This is a genomic window from Aeromonas sp. Prich7-2 (assembly GCF_017939255.1).
In the GTDB taxonomy this organism is placed as follows: Bacteria; Pseudomonadota; Gammaproteobacteria; order Enterobacterales; family Aeromonadaceae; genus Aeromonas; species Aeromonas caviae.
The window spans coordinates 102,451-117,069 of sequence record NZ_JAGKRI010000117.1 but is presented as its reverse complement, the minus strand read 5'-3'; the positions used below and the strand labels follow the sequence as shown (position 1 = coordinate 117,069).

The 14,619-nt window shown below is 64.8% G+C and carries 15 protein-coding genes; 7 read left to right on the top strand and 8 right to left on the bottom strand.

Features of this window, described 5'->3' with window-relative positions:
• The first annotated feature begins 102 nt into the window (after nt 1–102).
• Complete coding sequence (locus tag J9892_RS16480) at nt 103–1,209, top strand: NADH:flavin oxidoreductase (RefSeq protein WP_210538599.1); 1,107 nt, start codon at nt 103–105, stop codon at nt 1,207–1,209.
• 79 nt (nt 1,210–1,288) lie between these two features.
• Here J9892_RS16480 and yrfG read toward each other — a convergent pair whose 3' ends face one another.
• Nucleotides 1,289–1,957, bottom strand: a complete 669-nt coding sequence (gene yrfG, locus J9892_RS16475) for a GMP/IMP nucleotidase (RefSeq protein ID WP_069784262.1) — start codon at nt 1,955–1,957, stop codon at nt 1,289–1,291.
• 147 nt (nt 1,958–2,104) lie between these two features.
• Between yrfG and nudE the strand changes: the two genes are divergently transcribed.
• From nudE to J9892_RS16460, 3 genes are all read left to right on the top strand, one after another.
• The gene (gene nudE / locus J9892_RS16470; protein WP_039040577.1) at nt 2,105–2,713 is read left to right on the top strand and encodes an ADP compounds hydrolase NudE; all 609 of its coding nucleotides are present in this window, start codon (nt 2,105–2,107) and stop codon (nt 2,711–2,713) included.
• 44 nt (nt 2,714–2,757) lie between these two features.
• The gene (gene cysQ / locus J9892_RS16465; RefSeq protein ID WP_010675709.1) at nt 2,758–3,570 is read left to right on the top strand and encodes a 3'(2'),5'-bisphosphate nucleotidase CysQ; all 813 of its coding nucleotides are present in this window, start codon (nt 2,758–2,760) and stop codon (nt 3,568–3,570) included.
• Between the two features lie 411 nt (nt 3,571–3,981).
• The gene (locus J9892_RS16460; protein ID WP_210538598.1) at nt 3,982–5,250 is read left to right on the top strand and encodes an aromatic amino acid transport family protein; all 1,269 of its coding nucleotides are present in this window, start codon (nt 3,982–3,984) and stop codon (nt 5,248–5,250) included.
• 83 nt (nt 5,251–5,333) lie between these two features.
• Here J9892_RS16460 and J9892_RS16455 read toward each other — a convergent pair whose 3' ends face one another.
• From J9892_RS16455 to metJ, 3 genes are all read right to left on the bottom strand, one after another.
• Entirely contained in the window at nt 5,334–5,672 is a 339-nt protein-coding gene (locus tag J9892_RS16455; protein ID WP_200164365.1) for a tRNA-binding protein, read from the bottom strand.
• 84 nt (nt 5,673–5,756) lie between these two features.
• The gene (locus J9892_RS16450) at nt 5,757–6,515 is read right to left on the bottom strand and encodes an AraC family transcriptional regulator (RefSeq protein WP_052815545.1); all 759 of its coding nucleotides are present in this window, start codon (nt 6,513–6,515) and stop codon (nt 5,757–5,759) included.
• Between the two features lie 35 nt (nt 6,516–6,550).
• Nucleotides 6,551–6,874: a met regulon transcriptional regulator MetJ gene (metJ, locus tag J9892_RS16445; RefSeq protein WP_005327165.1), complete on the bottom strand. Its 324-nt coding sequence runs from the start codon at nt 6,872–6,874 to the stop codon at nt 6,551–6,553.
• Nucleotides 6,875–7,095: 221 nt separating this feature from the next.
• Between metJ and metB the strand changes: the two genes are divergently transcribed.
• On the top strand, nt 7,096–8,274 hold the full coding sequence (metB, locus tag J9892_RS16440; protein WP_010675705.1) for a cystathionine gamma-synthase: 1,179 nt from the start codon (nt 7,096–7,098) through the stop codon (nt 8,272–8,274).
• Nucleotides 8,274–10,727, top strand: a complete 2,454-nt coding sequence (locus J9892_RS16435) for a bifunctional aspartate kinase/homoserine dehydrogenase II (RefSeq protein WP_210538597.1) — start codon at nt 8,274–8,276, stop codon at nt 10,725–10,727. Before metB ends, J9892_RS16435 begins: the two co-directional genes overlap by 1 nt.
• A gap of 67 nt (nt 10,728–10,794) precedes the next feature.
• Here J9892_RS16435 and J9892_RS16430 read toward each other — a convergent pair whose 3' ends face one another.
• Nucleotides 10,795–11,484 (bottom strand): LrgB family protein, encoded by a 690-nt coding sequence (locus J9892_RS16430; RefSeq protein ID WP_010675703.1) that lies wholly within the window; start codon nt 11,482–11,484, stop codon nt 10,795–10,797.
• The gene (locus tag J9892_RS16425; protein WP_200164367.1) at nt 11,477–11,878 is read right to left on the bottom strand and encodes a CidA/LrgA family protein; all 402 of its coding nucleotides are present in this window, start codon (nt 11,876–11,878) and stop codon (nt 11,477–11,479) included. Before J9892_RS16425 ends, J9892_RS16430 begins: the two co-directional genes overlap by 8 nt.
• A gap of 128 nt (nt 11,879–12,006) precedes the next feature.
• On the opposite strand from J9892_RS16425, the gene J9892_RS16420 reads away from it, so the two are divergent.
• The gene (locus tag J9892_RS16420; RefSeq protein WP_167826123.1) at nt 12,007–12,882 is read left to right on the top strand and encodes a LysR family transcriptional regulator; all 876 of its coding nucleotides are present in this window, start codon (nt 12,007–12,009) and stop codon (nt 12,880–12,882) included.
• A gap of 8 nt (nt 12,883–12,890) precedes the next feature.
• Here J9892_RS16420 and J9892_RS16415 read toward each other — a convergent pair whose 3' ends face one another.
• Nucleotides 12,891–13,727: a transporter substrate-binding domain-containing protein gene (locus tag J9892_RS16415; protein ID WP_246876692.1), complete on the bottom strand. Its 837-nt coding sequence runs from the start codon at nt 13,725–13,727 to the stop codon at nt 12,891–12,893.
• Complete coding sequence (locus tag J9892_RS16410) at nt 13,705–14,589, bottom strand: hypothetical protein (protein WP_234035471.1); 885 nt, start codon at nt 14,587–14,589, stop codon at nt 13,705–13,707. Before J9892_RS16410 ends, J9892_RS16415 begins: the two co-directional genes overlap by 23 nt.
• Nucleotides 14,590–14,619 lie beyond the last annotated feature (30 nt).

Sequence of the window (14,619 nt, the reverse complement as noted above, 5' to 3'; positions counted from 1 at the left end):
TGTGTCTTGCTGGGAATGAATGTCTTGCTTGTGCGCCTGATTATATCCTGTTGGCCCGGGTTTATAGTGGCCGCCATGCCATTGCGATCCCGGGAGAGGACGATGAACAAGACACTGGGCGACAGCTTCCACTTCGAGCGAGCTGGATTGCGGCTCAAGAACCGGGCCGTGCTGGCCCCTTTGACCCACAACATGAGCGGCGCAGGCGGTGATCCCGGCCAGGCCGAGCTCGACTGGCTGGCGCGCTGCGCCCGTGGCGGCTTCGGCCTGCTCATCGCCGCCGCCACCCAGGTGCAGCCCGGCGGACGCTGCTGGGCGGGGCAGCCTGCCCTGATGACGGACGCCCAGCAGCAGGCCTTCACGGCCCTGGCCGACAGTGCGCGGCAGGCCGGGGCGCTGGCGGTGGTGCAACTGCATCACGGCGGGATGCGGGCTCTGCCCGAGCTGAACGACGGGGCGCCGGTCGGCCCGTGCGCGCTGGCGCCGGGCGGGCGTTACCCCCTCGGGGTCAAGGGGCTGAGCGAGGAGGAGATTCTGACGCTCATTGACGCCTTTGTGAGCGCTGCGGAGCGGGCCCATGGCGCCGGCCTGCACGGGGTCGAGCTGCACGCAGCCCACCACTTCCTGCTCTGCAACTTCCTCAACCCCCTGCACAACCGGCGCACCGACCGCTGGGGGGGCAGCCTCGCGAACCGGGCGCGGATCCTGGTGGAGATAGTGCGCGGCATTCGCGCCCGTCTACCCCGGGGTTTCCTGGTCGGGGTGCGCCTCTCCCCCGAGAGCTATGCCCATATCCAGGGCATCGAACTGGCCCATCAGCTGGCGGTGGCGCGCCTGCTGGCGGACGAGGGGATCGACTACCTGCACTTCTCCATGGGGGACAGCTTCAAGGCGGTGGCGGGGGATCCCGACGGCGGCGCCCTGCTGGAGGCGGTAAGAGTCGGGTTGGCCGGGCGGGTGCCGCTCATGGTGGCGGGCAAGATTAGCGACGCAGATTCGGCGGAGCGGGCTCTGGCCGGTGGCGCCGATCTGGTGGCGGTGGGTACGGCGGCCCTTGGCAATCCGGACTGGATGGAACGGGTGAGCCGCGGCCTGCCTCTGCATGCAGCCCCTTTCACGGCGGCGCACCTCACGGAGGTCGGCTTCACCCCAAGCGCCCTCGACTACCTGGCCGGCATGGGGGTGCTGGCCCCGCGCGATGCGGCCTGAGGGCTTTCATGAACGGTATGCGCTCGGCAGGCTGTTGAGCTTATGTGACAAGGCCCTCGTGAAGAGGGCCTTGTGCGTGTCAGGTGCCGAGAGGGAGCAGGTCGGCGTAGTCGTCGAGCGCCGGGAAGTGCTGGAAGGTGAGCGGCGGCATCTGGCTGTCGGGGTGACGGATGCCGAGCTGGTGGGCGATGCCGAACTCGGCCGAGGCGGCCAGGATCCGCTCGCTGTCATCCACGAAGAGGGTGCGGGCCGGGTCGAAGGCCAGCCGCTCGGCCAGTGCCTGCCAGCAGTGCTGGCTCTCCTTCGACCACCCGAGCTCATGGGTGCTCACCATCAGATCGAGGTGCTGGGCGAGGCCGAGGCGTGCATCCTTCACCGACAGGCTGGCGGGATGGGCATTGGTGAAGAGCACCACCTGCTTGCCGGCGGCCTTGAGTGCGGCCAGGAAGGGAATGACGTTGGGGCGCCACTGGATCTTCTCCAGGATCTCCTGTTTGAGGGCGCGGATGTCGAGCCCGAGCGTCCGGGTCCAGTAATCCACGCAGTACCAGTCGAGCGTGCCGTTGACCGCATGATAGTGGGTGTCTATCTGCGCCTTCGCCTCGGCCAGCGGCAGGCCGAGTCGCTCGGCGTAGCGCGCCGGCACCAGGGTTTGCCACAGATGGCTGTCAAAATGGAGATCGATCAGGGTGCCATCCATGTCGAGCAACACGGTATCAATCTGGTGCCAGGGCAGGGGAGTCGACATGGGGCCTCGCGATGTCTGTGGTGATGGGAAAAACGGGGCGCATTATAACGGATTTTTCAGACATCTTTCCCCTCTTTGCCCCGTGGTGTTCGGCAGGGGAGTCGTTTACTCTTGAAACATGTTTTTTTAACGAGCAGTCAGCCCCCGATGAGCGATCCCCACAAGCGCAATCCCGTCCACCTCAGTGTCGAGACCATGGCCCATGACAAGAGCAAGCCGGAGATCCTCAAGGCCGAGATCGTGGCCGAGAGCCGGCTGTTCAAGGTGGAGTCCCTTCACCTGAAATTCTCCAACGGCGAGGAGCGGGTCTACGAGCGGATGCGCGGCGGCAACCGGGGTGCCGTCATGGTGGTGCCCCTGTTCGATGCCCACACCCTGCTGCTGGTGCGCGAGTACGCGGCGGGCACCCACTCCTACGAGCTGGGTTTCCCCAAGGGATTGATAGACCCCGGTGAAAATGCCTTCGAGGCGGGCAACCGGGAGTTGATGGAGGAGGCGGGCTTCGGGGCGAGCAGCCTGACCCTGCTCAAGCAGGTGTCGCTGGCGCCGGGGTATTTCTCCAGCCGGATGGACATCTTGCTGGCGCGGGATCTCTACCCCGAGCAGCGGGTCGGTGACGAGCCCGAGCCTCTCGAGGTGATCCCCTGGCCCCTCAACCGGATCGACGAGTTGCTGGCACGACCGGACTTCACCGAGTCGCGCAGCATCAGTGCCCTGCTGCTGGCCAGCAAATGGCTGGCGGAGCAGGGAAATTAGCCCGCAGAGGGTCTGTTTGGCAATCAGAGGCAGAGGTAAGCACCATGCAGGAGTTGTTGGCCTGGATACCCGAGGTCAAGGAGATCGCCCGTGAGGCGGGCAGGATCCTTCACGAGATCTATCGCGGCGGTCAGTTCGAACGCCAGTTGAAGGAGGATGCGACCCCGGTCACCAGTGCCGATCTTGCTGCCGATGCCTACCTCAAACAGGCGCTGGCGGCGCTCACTCCCCATGTCCCCGTGCTGACCGAAGAGGCGGCCGACATCCCCTTCAGCCAGCGTGCCAACTGGCGCCAGTACTGGCTGGTGGACCCGCTGGACGGCACTGGCGAGTTCATCGCAGGCAGCGGCGATTTCGCCACCCTGATCGCCCTGGTGCGGGACAATGTCCCTGTGCTCGGGGTCATCTATGCCCCCGAGTCCGATCTGCTCTACTGGGCGGTGCGTGGTCACGGCGCCTTCAAGGAGGCGAACGGCGAGAGCCGTCCCATCAGCGCCATCCATCATGAACACGATCAGCCTGACTCCCTGGTGGTGGCCATCAGCCGCCGCCAGAAACTGGAGAACCTGACCCGTCGCCTCAACCCGGCCATCCACTACGAGCTGATTCCGCTCGGCTCCAGCTCCCTCAAGTCCTGCCTGGTGGCGGAAGGCGTGGCGGATTGCTACGTGCGCCTGGGCCCCACCGGGGAGTGGGATACCGCTGCCGCCCAGTGCATCGTGGAGGCGGCAGGGGGGCGCATCCTCAGCCTGGCGCTGCAACCGCTGAGCTACAACGAGACGGAGTCGCTGGAGAACCCGGACTTCATCGTGATGGGGGACCCGGATCTCGCCTGGGGTCGCATTCTGGCCCACTGACGGGTCGACAATCTCGCAGGGAATGCAATCAGGCGACCACAGGGTCGCCTGATTGCATTGGTGTGATCCACTGGCTGGTTACGGGGATTTCAGGGAGATTCGCTAGTGATGGCAATAACGGCAGTGGATCATCACATCCAATCTGGCTGCACTGGCATAAATTTCATTTAATTCTGAAAACATGCATTTCATCGAAACAAAGAATCGGTGTGGGTTTTAATTTTGGTTTTATATTCCTAGCTTTCGGTTAATGTCAGGATTAATTGAATAATCCGGGGTGAAATTTCCTCCCAATCTCACTGGTGGAACAGGGCTTTGCCAGTGAGATCTGCCAGCCTCCATTTTTGAGAATTAAATGCTAAAGGAGCACAATGTTTTTAGATTTTAATACTACGTAAAAGTGATTTATCGATGAGTTTATCTGCAGACGTCTCGCGGGAGCTGCCCGGTTCCCCCTCCACCATGGCCAGCACCGGCTGGCGTCGCCACGACACCCACTGGGTCATCAGCCTGTTCGGCACCGCCGTCGGCGCCGGGATTCTGTTCCTGCCCATCAACCTGGGTCTGGGGGGGATCTGGCCCCTCATCATCGTCGCCGTGCTGGCCGGTCCCATGACCTTCCTGGCCCACCGCGGGCTGGCGCGTTTCGTGCTCTCGTCGTCGCGCCCCCAGGCCGACTTCACCGAGGTGGCCGAGGAGCATTTCGGCAAGATGGCCGGGCGCCTCATCTCGGCGCTCTATTTCCTCTCCATCTTCCCGATCCTGCTCATCTACGGCGTCGGGCTGACCAACACGGTGGAGAGCTTCATGGTCAACCAGCTAGGCCTGGCCTCCCCGGATCGGGTAATGCTCTCCGGCGTGCTGGTGTTCGCCATGATCGCCGTGATGCTGGCCGGCGAGAAGGCGATGCTGCGGGCCTTCGCCGTCATGGTCTACCCGCTGGCTGCGATCCTGCTGGCCCTCTCCTGCTACCTCATTCCCCAGTGGCAGTGGCCGGAAGTGACCGCCTTTGAAGGCACGAGCTTCCTCAACACCGTCTGGCTGGCGCTGCCGGTCACCGTGTTTGCCTTCAGCCACGCCGCCGCCATCTCGGGCTTTGCCAATGTGCAGCGCCGGGAGTACGGGGAGCAGGCCGAAACCAAGAGCGGCCTGATCCTGCGCAACACCACCGTCATGCTGGTGGGCTTCGTGCTCTTCTTCGTCTTCTCCTGCGTGCTGAGCCTCTCCCCTGCCCAGTTGGCCGAGGCCAAGGCCCAGAACGTCTCCGTGCTCTCCTATCTCGCCAACATCACCGACAACCCGGTGATCGTGACCCTGGGGCCGCTGATCGCCTTCATCGCCATCAGCTCCTCCTTCCTCGGCCACTTCCTCGGTGCCCGCGAGAGCCTGAAAAGCCTGATCGCCAAGCCCACCGGCCTGCCGCTGGCGAAGGCGGACAAGCTCGGCATCGTCCTGATGTTCTTCGCCATCTGGGGCGCCGCCATCATCAACCCGGGGATTCTGGGGTTGATGGAGACCCTCTCCGGCCCCGTTATCGCCATGATCCTCTTCATCATGCCGGTGGTGGCCATCTACAAGGTGGAGGCGCTGGCCCGCTTCCGTCACCGTTGGGTCAACGGCTTCATCCTGCTGACCGGTGCCCTGGCGGTCTCGGCCCTGCTGTTCAGCCTGCTGAAATAAGCCAGGCCGTCAGCATCAAACAAGAGAGGCGACCCCGGGGGGCGCCTCTCTTGTTTCTGCTCTCTGGTTACCTTGCCGTCGTCTCACCCCAGCTTGGCGCCGTTCTCCACCGCCTGCTCGGGGATGGCGATCACCACGGCGCCATCCGGGCGATAGAAGCCGGTCAGCAGAAACTCCGACTGGATGGGGCCTATCTGCTTGGGGGGAAAGTTCACCACGGCGACGATCTGGCGGCCCACCAGATCCTCCGGTCGATAGAGGTCGGTGATCTGGGCGCTGCTCTTGCGCACCCCGAGCTCGGGGCCGAAATCCGCCCACACCTTGTAGGCGGGGCGGCGCACCTCGGGGAAGGGCTCGACCCGCACCAGGGTGCCCACCCTGAGCTCCACCATCTCGAAATCCTGCCAGCTTATGGTCTGCATCTTGGCTCCTCGTTGCCCATACCTTGCATGAGCCTCAGCATGCCTCGAATGCCCGGGGATTGTCTTCGGCAAAGAGCCGACCGATTACGGCAGGCAGCCGTTTTGTCGGCGCCAGAGGGAAGGGGTCAGTCCGGTCTCGGCCAGGAAACGCTCGGCAAAGGCTCCCTGGTTCTGGTAGCCGCAGCGGCTGGCCACTTCGCCGACGGGCAGCCGGGTGCGAGCGAGCAGGGTGCGGGCCAGCGCCATGCGCCGCATCCTGAGGTAGTGGGAGACGCTCGTGCCCACCTGCTGGCGAAAGGCGTGTTTGAACTGGCTCAGGCCGAGGCAGGCGATGGCGGCGAGTTCCTCGTTGGTGAGGGGGTCTGCGAGGTGGGCTTCCATATGACGCTGCACCTTGGCGATACGAGGGGCTATGCGGGGAGCGACGGCGGGGCCCATGCCGCGTCCCTCGGTCAGCAGCCCGAGCCACACCTGATCCATGCCGGCCACGTGGCGCCCCTCGGCCACCATGCGGTGCAGGAAGGCGAGGTAGTGGCGCTGGGCCTCATCCAGCTCGACGAAGGGGTGGTCCCCCAGGGCTGCCGGCAGCCAGTGGCTCTCCTGCACCAGAAACACGTGCGCCGGGTCGGCGGCGTAGTCGTGGCGAAGGCCAGGGGCGATGATGCAGGCAAAACCGGGGGCGAGGCGACATCCCCGACCCTGCACCTCGATCTCGAGGGGGCCGACGAGGGGGATCACCAGCTGGGCGTGGTCATGACTGTGGCTCTGCATGTCGCTCTGGTAGTGACGCAGGCTGAAGGGGGAGGCGGCAGATAAGCATGACGCGGCACCGGGCCGCGTCATTGAAAGGGATGCATCGTTTGCCATGGGCAGCCGCATTACTCGGCGTCGAAGTCTTCGATCTCTTTGCCAAGGGCTTCCATGATGGCGCGGGCCTCGGCGGGGACGCTGTCCGGGTGATCCTTGCGCAGGTCGTCGTCACAGGGCAGCGGCTGGCCGGTGAAGGCGTGCAGGAAGGCTTCGCAGAGCAGCTCGCTGTTGGTCGCATGACGCAGGTTGTTCACCTGGCGACGGGTGCGCTCATCGGTCAACACCTTCAGCACCTTGAGCGGGATCGAGACGGTTATCTTCTTGACCTGTTCGCTCTTCTTGCCGTGCTCTGCATAGGGGCTGACGTAGTCGCCGTTCCACTCTGTACCCATGTTCCACCTGTAGTCGTTTGGCCGTGAGCGCGGATTTTAACCCTTAAGGAATTCAATGGCAATCCAACAGCAAAGCCATTTAGACGTCTAGAAGTGTTGACGGCTTTTTTAAGGTGGCGTAGTGTGGTGCACCATGGGCCGGCAGTCCGGCCAGCGAAAATGAGAGCGGGGCTGGACGACACGAGGCGGACCGGCTCCGGCAACCCATCAAGGAGAGTGACATGACCCACAAGGCCACCCTGGCGGTACGCACCGGGATTGAGACAGACACGCAGCACGGTGCCGTGGTGCCCCCCATCTACCTCTCCAGCAACTACACCTTTGCCGACTTTGGCGAGCCCCGTCAATACGACTATGCCCGTTCCGGCAACCCGACCCGCACCAATCTGGCGGACGCCCTGGCGGCCCTGGAAGGGGGAGCCGGCGCCGTGGTGACCGGCACCGGCATGGGGGCCGTTCACCTGGTGACCACGGCTCTGCTCAAGGCGGGGGATCTGCTGATCGCCCCCCACGACTGCTACGGCGGCACCTGGCGCCTGTTCGAGTATCTGGCGGCCAAGGGCCACTACCAGGTGCAGTTCGTGGATCAGGGAGACGAGGTGGCGCTGGCCGCCGCGCTGGCCCAGAAACCCGCACTGGTGTGGGTGGAGACCCCCTCCAACCCGCTGCTGCGGGTGGTGGACATCGCCGCCATCGCCGAGGCCTCCCACGGGGTGGGGGCCCAGGTGGTGGTGGACAACACCTTCCTCTCCCCCTTGCTGCAACAGCCTCTGGCCCTTGGTGCCGATGTGGTGGTCCACTCCACCACCAAGTACATCAACGGCCACTCCGACGTGGTAGGGGGTGTGGCGATCGCCAAGGATCAGGCTCTGGCCGACTCCCTGGTGTGGTGGGCCAACTGCCTGGGGCTCACCTCCGGTGCCTTTGACTCCTACCTCACCCTGCGGGGCCTGCGCACCCTGGCTCCGCGCCTGCGCACCCATCAGGAGAACACGGATCGCATCCTCGCCTTCTTGCAGCAGCAGCCGCTGGTCAAGCGGATCTATCACCCCAGCCTGCCGAGCCATCCGGGCCATGACATTGCGCGCCGTCAACAGTCCGGCTTTGGCGCCATGCTAAGTTTTGAGCTCGATTGCAACGAGACGGGGCTGCGCGCCTTCCTCGCGGGGCTGCGCCTCTTCTCGGTGGCGGAGTCCCTCGGCGGTGTGGAGAGTCTGGTGGCCCATCCGGCCAGCATGACCCACAGGGCCATGACCCCTGCGGCCCAGCAGGCGGCGGGTATCAGTGCCCAGTTGCTGCGCCTGTCGGTGGGGATCGAACACGGTGAGGATCTGGTGGCCGATCTGGCCCAGGGGTTTGAACAGGCGCAGTTGGCACAACAGGCAGAGCAGGTGAAGTAATGGAACAACAACAAGGAGAGTGTGTGGTGGCAACAGAGGCAGTCTTCAAGCGGCGCCATGTACACAAGTTCGGCGGCAGCAGCCTGGCGGATCCGGTCTGTTATCGCCGGGTCGCCAGCATCGTCGAGCAACAGGTGGGGGGCAACGAGCTGGTGGTGGTCTCCGCCGCGGGCAAGACCACCAACCGGCTGATCCAGCTGGTGGAGCTGGCGGAAGCGGGGGATGAGGCCGCAGGCGAAGCCATCACCGCCCTGCACGCCTATCAGCAAAGCCTGATCGACGGCCTGCTGGAAGGGGAGCTTCACCTCGATCTGAGCCAGCAACTGACGGACGACATGCAGCTGATCGCCAAGACCCTGGAGGGGCAGTTTGACCGCTTCGAGCGCAACGGCCTGCTCGCCTTTGGCGAGGTGTGGTCCGCCCGCCTGCTGGCTGCCCTGCTCACCAGCCGGGGTGAGGCGGCCGCCTGGCTCGATGCTCGCAGCTTCCTGCGCGCAGAAGACGGCGCCCTCATCAAGGTGGATACCGCCCTCTCCAGCGAGCTGCTCAAGGCCCGCCTGGCCGAGCACGCCGGTCGCATCGTGGTGACCGGCTTCATTGCCGCCGACATGGAGGGGCGTTCCCTGCTGCTGGGACGCAACGGCTCCGACTACAGTGCCAGCCTCCTGGCGGCGCTGGCGGACGGCGAGTCCACCACCATCTGGAGCGACGTGGCCGGGGTCTACAGTGCCGACCCGCGCCGGGTGAAAGAGGCTCGTCTGCTGGAGCGCCTGAGCCTGGCCGAGGCCAACGAGCTGGCGCGCCTGGGCTCCTCGGTGCTGCATTCGCGTACCCTGCAGCCGGTGGCCGACAGCCGTCAGCGCCTCACCCTGCGCTGCAGCTACAATCCGGACGAAGGCTGCACCCACATCCTGCGCCGTGCGCCCCGCTCAGGCGGTGCCCGCATCGTCTCCTCGGTGGATCAGATAGCCCTCATCGAGCTCAAGGTGCTGCCGCAGACTGACTTTGAGCAGACAGTGGCGGCCATCGAGGCCCATCTGGCCCGCCATCGCCTCCATCCGCTCACCCTGCAGCGCCAGCCGGATCGACGGGTCCTGCGTCTGGCCTACACCCTGGAGGTGGCACAAGGGGCCTTCGAGGTGCTCCGTGACTTCCAGTTGCAGGGCAACTTTACCGGCCTCATCCAGAAGGAGGGGTTCAGCCTGGTCGCCCTGGTGGGGGCCGGCGTTACCGACAACGCCGAGCAGTGCCACCGCTTCTATCAGCTGCTGGCGGATCAGCCTCTGGAGTTCGTGCAGGTGGCCAAAGACGGCCTGAGCCTGGTGGCCGTGCTGCGCCAGATTGTGCTGGAGCCGCTGCTCATCGCTCTGCACAGTGCCCTGTTCAGCCGCCCGACCCGGGTCGGGCTGGTGGTGTTCGGCAAAGGCAATATCGGCGGTCACTGGCTGGGGCTCTACGCCCGCGAGAAGGCGCGCCTCGAGCATGAGCTCAATCTGGCGCTCACCCTCTACGGGGTCTTCGACTCCAAGGGCGGGCTGCTGGACGAAGAGGGGCTGGATCCCCTCAAGGTACAGGACAACTTCCATCCCAAGCCGCTTATCTGGCCGGAGCTGCTCTCCCAGCTGGAGCTGCACAGTTTTGACTCCCTGATCGCGCTCGACATGACCGCCAGCGAGACGGTGAGCCGCTACTACCCGGACTTTGCCCAGCTCGGCATCCACATCATCGCCGCCAACAAGTTTGCCGGTGCCGCCGACAGCGAGTTTTACCAGCGCATCAAGCAGACCTGCCGCGACCACCAGGTGCAATGGCGCTACAACGCCACCGTGGGGGCCGGGCTGCCCATCCAGTCCAGCATCCAGATGCTGCGCCAGAGCGGTGACCGCATCCAGGGGGTCTCCGGCATCTTCTCCGGCACCCTCTCCTGGCTGTTCCAGCAGTATGACGGCACTCGCCCCTTCTCCGAGCTGGTGGACGAGGCGTGGCAACACGGCCTGACCGAGCCGGATCCCCGGGAGGATCTCTCCGGTCAGGATGTGCGCCGCAAGCTGCTCATCCTGGCGCGGGAGGCGGGCTTCGAACTCGACTCCGCCGACATCGAGCTGGAGAACCTGGTGCCGGTGGCCCTGCGCAAGGTGAGTGCGGATCAGTTCATGGACAGGCTCAAGGAGCTGGATGACCCTATTCAGACCGCCTTCGAGGGGGCGCGCCGGGTCGGCAAGGTGCTGCGCTATGTCGCCCGATTCGAACACGACGGCAAGGCCCGCGTCGGGCTGGAGGCGCTGGAGCCCCATCACCCGTTTGCCAACCTCTTGCCCTGCGACAACGTGTTCGCCATCGAGAGCGACAGCTATCGCACCAACCCCCTGGTGATCCAGGGGCCGGGAGCGGGCCGGGAAGTGACGGCCGCCGCCATCCAGTACGATCTCTGGCAGATCTGTGCCAGCCTCTGAGGCTGCGTGACACGATGCAATGAGAAGAGGCGCCCCAGGGCGCCTCTTCTGTTATCGGGTGGCGGAGTTACCAGAACAGCCGGCCCAGGAGGGGGGCGAGCAGCACGGTGGCCATGCCGGCGATCATCATCACCATGCTGGAGACCACCCCCTCCTCGTTGCCCATCTGATAGGCCCTGGCTGTCCCGGCCCCGTGAGCCGAGGCACCAAAGCCCGCGCCCTTGCCGAGGCGGCTGCGGATGGCGAGCACGGTGAGCACGCTTTCTCCCACCGCCATGCCGATGACGCCGGTCAGCACCACGAACAGGGCGGTGAGATCGGCGTTGCCACCCACGGAACGGGTCGCCTCCACCGCGAAGGGGGTGGTGATGGATCTCATGGCCATGCTGCGTTGCAACAGCTCGGAGAGGTTGAGCCAGCGGGCCAGCAGCACTGTGCTGCCCACCGCCATCACCACGGACGCCACGACCCCGACCGAGAGGGAGAGCCAGTGGCGGCGCATCAGCTGGCGATTCTCGTAGACGGGCACCGCGAAGGCGACGGTGGCAGGGCCCAGCAGCCAGAGCAGCCAGTGGGATTCGGCCATGTAGTCCCGGTAGGGAATGTGGAACAACATCACCACGGCCACCAGCAGGGTGGGGGCCAGCAGCAGCGGCATCAGGGGCAGGATGCGCTTTTTGCCATAGAGCCACTTGCTGGCGTAGTAGAAGAGCAGGGTCAGGGCGAAGCAGAGCAGGCCGAGCAGGGTGTCAGACATGGCGGCGACTCCGGCGGGCCAGCTTCAGCTCGAGGCGATAGACCCTGTCCACCACCAGCGCCGTGGTGCCGAGCACCAGCACGGTGCTGACGATCAGGACCACCATGATGCGCCACCCCTCCTGCAGCAGCAGCTCCTGATAGTTGACCACGGCCACTACGGCAGGGACGAAGAAGAGCAGCATCTCCGCCAGCAGCCAGCGGGCCCCGGCACTGAACCACTGGGCCTTGACCACCCCGAGCAGGATGCAGATCAGCAGCAGCAACATGCCGGTGAGGTTGGCGGGCAGGGGCAGGTGCAAGGTGCGCACTGCGATGTCGGCCAGCAACCAGATGGCCGCCAGCAGGGCGATTTGGAAGGGGGTTTGCAACCAGCGAAGGCAGAGGGTTTTCATGGCAAGCGTCTTTCTGTGAACCTGCTCACAGTATAGAGAGGGACCAAACCTGCAAAAAATGAATTTAAATTATCAAAATCATGCCAAAGAGGCATGATTTAGCCAGCCATCCCCGTCAAGAGAGCACCATGGATATTCGAGCCCTGCGTTACTTCGTCGAGCTGGTGCGGGAGCAGAGCTTCACCCGCGCCTCCGAAAAGCTGTTCGTCACCCAGCCCACCATCAGCAAAATGATCCGCAACATGGAAGAGGAGTTGGGCCAGCCCCTGCTGAGCCGGGTTGGCCGCCGCTTCACCCTGACCGACAGCGGCCAGGTGCTGTTCAATCGGGCCCAGACCATCCTGGCGGAGATGCAGCAGCTGGAGGCGGAGCTGGCGGATCTGCAGAGCCTGCAATCCGGGCGTCTTGCCCTCGGCATCCCGCCCATGGTGGGCCATGTCTATGCGGATCTCATCCGTACCTATCGCAGCCGCTACCCCGGGGTGGAGCTCTCCATCGTCGAATATGGCGGGCGGCGCATCGAGCAGGCGGTGCTGGCGGGGGAGCTGGATCTCGCCATCACCATGCTGCCGACCAGGGAAGAGGGGGCTCTCTGCGCCCTGGAGCTGGACAGTTACCCCATCCGGGTGGTGCTACCGGACCTGCCCCGCTGGCGCGAGGGGGGCGAGATCCGGCTGGAGGCTCTGCGGGACGAACCCTTCCTGCTCTATACCCAGGCCTTCACCCTGAGCGAGCGGCTGGAGCAGGCCTGCGAGCAAGCCGGGTTCGTGCCTCAGGTGGCGGCCCGCAGCAGCCAGTGGGACTTTCTCACCGCCATGGTGCGAAGCGGCATGGGGGTCGCTTTCCTGCCGGAGCCCATCTGCCGGCGGCTGACGCCGGACGGCCTGGTGTTGCGCCCTCTGGCCCCGGCGCTGAGCTGGCGGCTCGGGGTGATCTGGCCAGGGGATCGCTACCTCTCCCGCACCGCCGAGGCCTGGCTTGCCCTGTGCCGCGAACAGGGCTGAAGAGCGGGTCAGGGGGTCCCCGGTGACGCCATGCCTGTGACGAAGCGGGCATAGGCTGCGGAGTGTCGCACCTCCTCAATCTCGTCCCACACCTGTTGGCTGAGATCGGGGTGGGCTTGATGGAAGGGGTGGGAGAAGATGAGGTAGTAGGGTTTTTCGACCAGGGGAGGGGTGATCCGCTCGAGTGTGGCCTGCAACTGCGGGTGGGCGGCCAGGGTCCGTTCTGCGACCCCGGTTTGCAGGGCGGCGGCAACGGCGCGCTGCATCGCGACCTTCTTGAGCAGGATCAGTGGTTCCCTGCTGGAGTCATCCACCCTGACACCGCTCTCCTGCAGCTGGGCGACGATGGAGAAACCGGACTGCGCCGCAATGACGCCAGGGGCGACGAGCTGCCGGCCATCCCAGCGAACCTGTCCGCCTTTTGGCTGGTAGAGGCTGTAGCTCTCGGTGAGCAGGCGCTTGGCGGGATCAGGTGCCCCCTGTCGCATGGGATAGACCCCTATGGTGCGAGCACGCTCTTCGCTGTAGCTCAGCTTGACGGCGGCATCGAGCTGGCCCTGGCTGACGAGGGAGAGGCAGCGTTTCCAGGGAAGGGGGGTGAGAATGATGGGATGCCCGATCCGGTTTGCCACCTCCTTGAGGTGGAACTGCACTATCCCCTCGCCGGACATCAGCAACCAGGGAGGCGAATCACTGTTCTCCATGCAGGCACGAATGCTGCCGGGAGCGGCCATGACGCAGGTCGGCAGCAACCAGAGCAGCAGCGCCAGGCAGAGAGTGCGCAAGGGGAGCCTGCCTGACAGGGGAGAACCGGCGAGCCAGTCAGGGAGCGATACCAAAGTCATCCCTCATCGGGTCATAGAGATAGGAGCGGTAGTCGGTGCTCTCGTCGGGCAACTGCGGGTTGGCCAGCCGGAAGATCTGGCGTGAATCGAGTCGGGCAAAGACCAGGGAAGGCTGGAAATGATGGCGCCAGAGGCGCTGCAGGGAGCCATCTTTCCAGGCCAGTTGCAGGCCGCGCAAAAGGCGCTCGCGCTCCTTGCTGTAGGTGGCGTGGCTGTAGAGGGAGTGGATGAGCGGATAGAAGAGGGCGACATGGCTATCCACGGTCAGCCCCGGCAGGCCGGGTCTGTGGTTTTTCCACTCGCTCAATATCTCGTTGGCACCACGGCAGAAGAGATCGATCCGGCCACGGGCCACCAGGCGAAACAGTGACTCATAGTTATCCACCTCCTGCACCCTGAAGCCGTTGTAGCGCAGGATGTCGGCATCCCGCCAGCCTGTGCCCACCCCTTGCCTGAACTGCTGCAACTGGGACAGGGTGTGAACCCCGGCCAGGGCCTGGGCACGGGCGCTGCCGACAAAACAGACCCGGTAGCCGAGCACGCCCAGATCGATGGGGAAGGGGACCAGGGTGACACCGGGTTGAGGGATCTCCTGGGGCCAGCTGTCGACGATGAAGAGGGCATTCTTGCCCGGCGTTTGCACTTCGAGCCGCATCCTCGCCTTGTTCATCCTGATGGCGTCGAGCAGTTCATAGTCGCCGTAATCGGGCCGTGTTTTCTCCAGCGCCAGCCGCATCGCCGCCCGGTAATAATTCATGCGGACATCCTGTTGGGTCTCCCCGGTGATCAGGGTGAAGCGGGTGGCCGCCATCGTGAGGGACGGGAGGGAGAGGGCGAGCAAAAGGAGCAGGATTCGATGCATCTTGACCGGGTTCGGCAACGGGATTGTGCC

Bases quoted from the DNA above. Each gene is read 5' to 3' on its own strand.
- J9892_RS16435 (WP_210538597.1), top strand. From the start codon at position 8,274: ATGGAACAACAACAAGGAGAGTGTGTGGTGGCAACAGAGGCAGTCTTC.
- J9892_RS16430 (WP_010675703.1), bottom strand. From the start codon at position 11,484: ATGTCTGACACCCTGCTCGGCCTGCTCTGCTTCGCCCTGACCCTGCTC.
- J9892_RS16450 (WP_052815545.1), bottom strand. From the start codon at position 6,515: ATGACGCGGCCCGGTGCCGCGTCATGCTTATCTGCCGCCTCCCCCTTC.
- yrfG (WP_069784262.1), bottom strand. From the start codon at position 1,957: ATGTCGACTCCCCTGCCCTGGCACCAGATTGATACCGTGTTGCTCGAC.
- metJ (WP_005327165.1), bottom strand. From the start codon at position 6,874: ATGGGTACAGAGTGGAACGGCGACTACGTCAGCCCCTATGCAGAGCAC.
- J9892_RS16420 (WP_167826123.1), top strand. From the start codon at position 12,007: ATGGATATTCGAGCCCTGCGTTACTTCGTCGAGCTGGTGCGGGAGCAG.
- J9892_RS16455 (WP_200164365.1), bottom strand. From the start codon at position 5,672: ATGCAGACCATAAGCTGGCAGGATTTCGAGATGGTGGAGCTCAGGGTG.
- J9892_RS16415 (WP_246876692.1), bottom strand. From the start codon at position 13,727: ATGACTTTGGTATCGCTCCCTGACTGGCTCGCCGGTTCTCCCCTGTCA.
- nudE (WP_039040577.1), top strand. From the start codon at position 2,105: ATGAGCGATCCCCACAAGCGCAATCCCGTCCACCTCAGTGTCGAGACC.
- J9892_RS16460 (WP_210538598.1), top strand. From the start codon at position 3,982: ATGAGTTTATCTGCAGACGTCTCGCGGGAGCTGCCCGGTTCCCCCTCC.
- metB (WP_010675705.1), top strand. From the start codon at position 7,096: ATGACCCACAAGGCCACCCTGGCGGTACGCACCGGGATTGAGACAGAC.
- J9892_RS16410 (WP_234035471.1), bottom strand. From the start codon at position 14,589: ATGCATCGAATCCTGCTCCTTTTGCTCGCCCTCTCCCTCCCGTCCCTC.
- J9892_RS16425 (WP_200164367.1), bottom strand. From the start codon at position 11,878: ATGAAAACCCTCTGCCTTCGCTGGTTGCAAACCCCCTTCCAAATCGCC.
- cysQ (WP_010675709.1), top strand. From the start codon at position 2,758: ATGCAGGAGTTGTTGGCCTGGATACCCGAGGTCAAGGAGATCGCCCGT.
- J9892_RS16480 (WP_210538599.1), top strand. From the start codon at position 103: ATGAACAAGACACTGGGCGACAGCTTCCACTTCGAGCGAGCTGGATTG.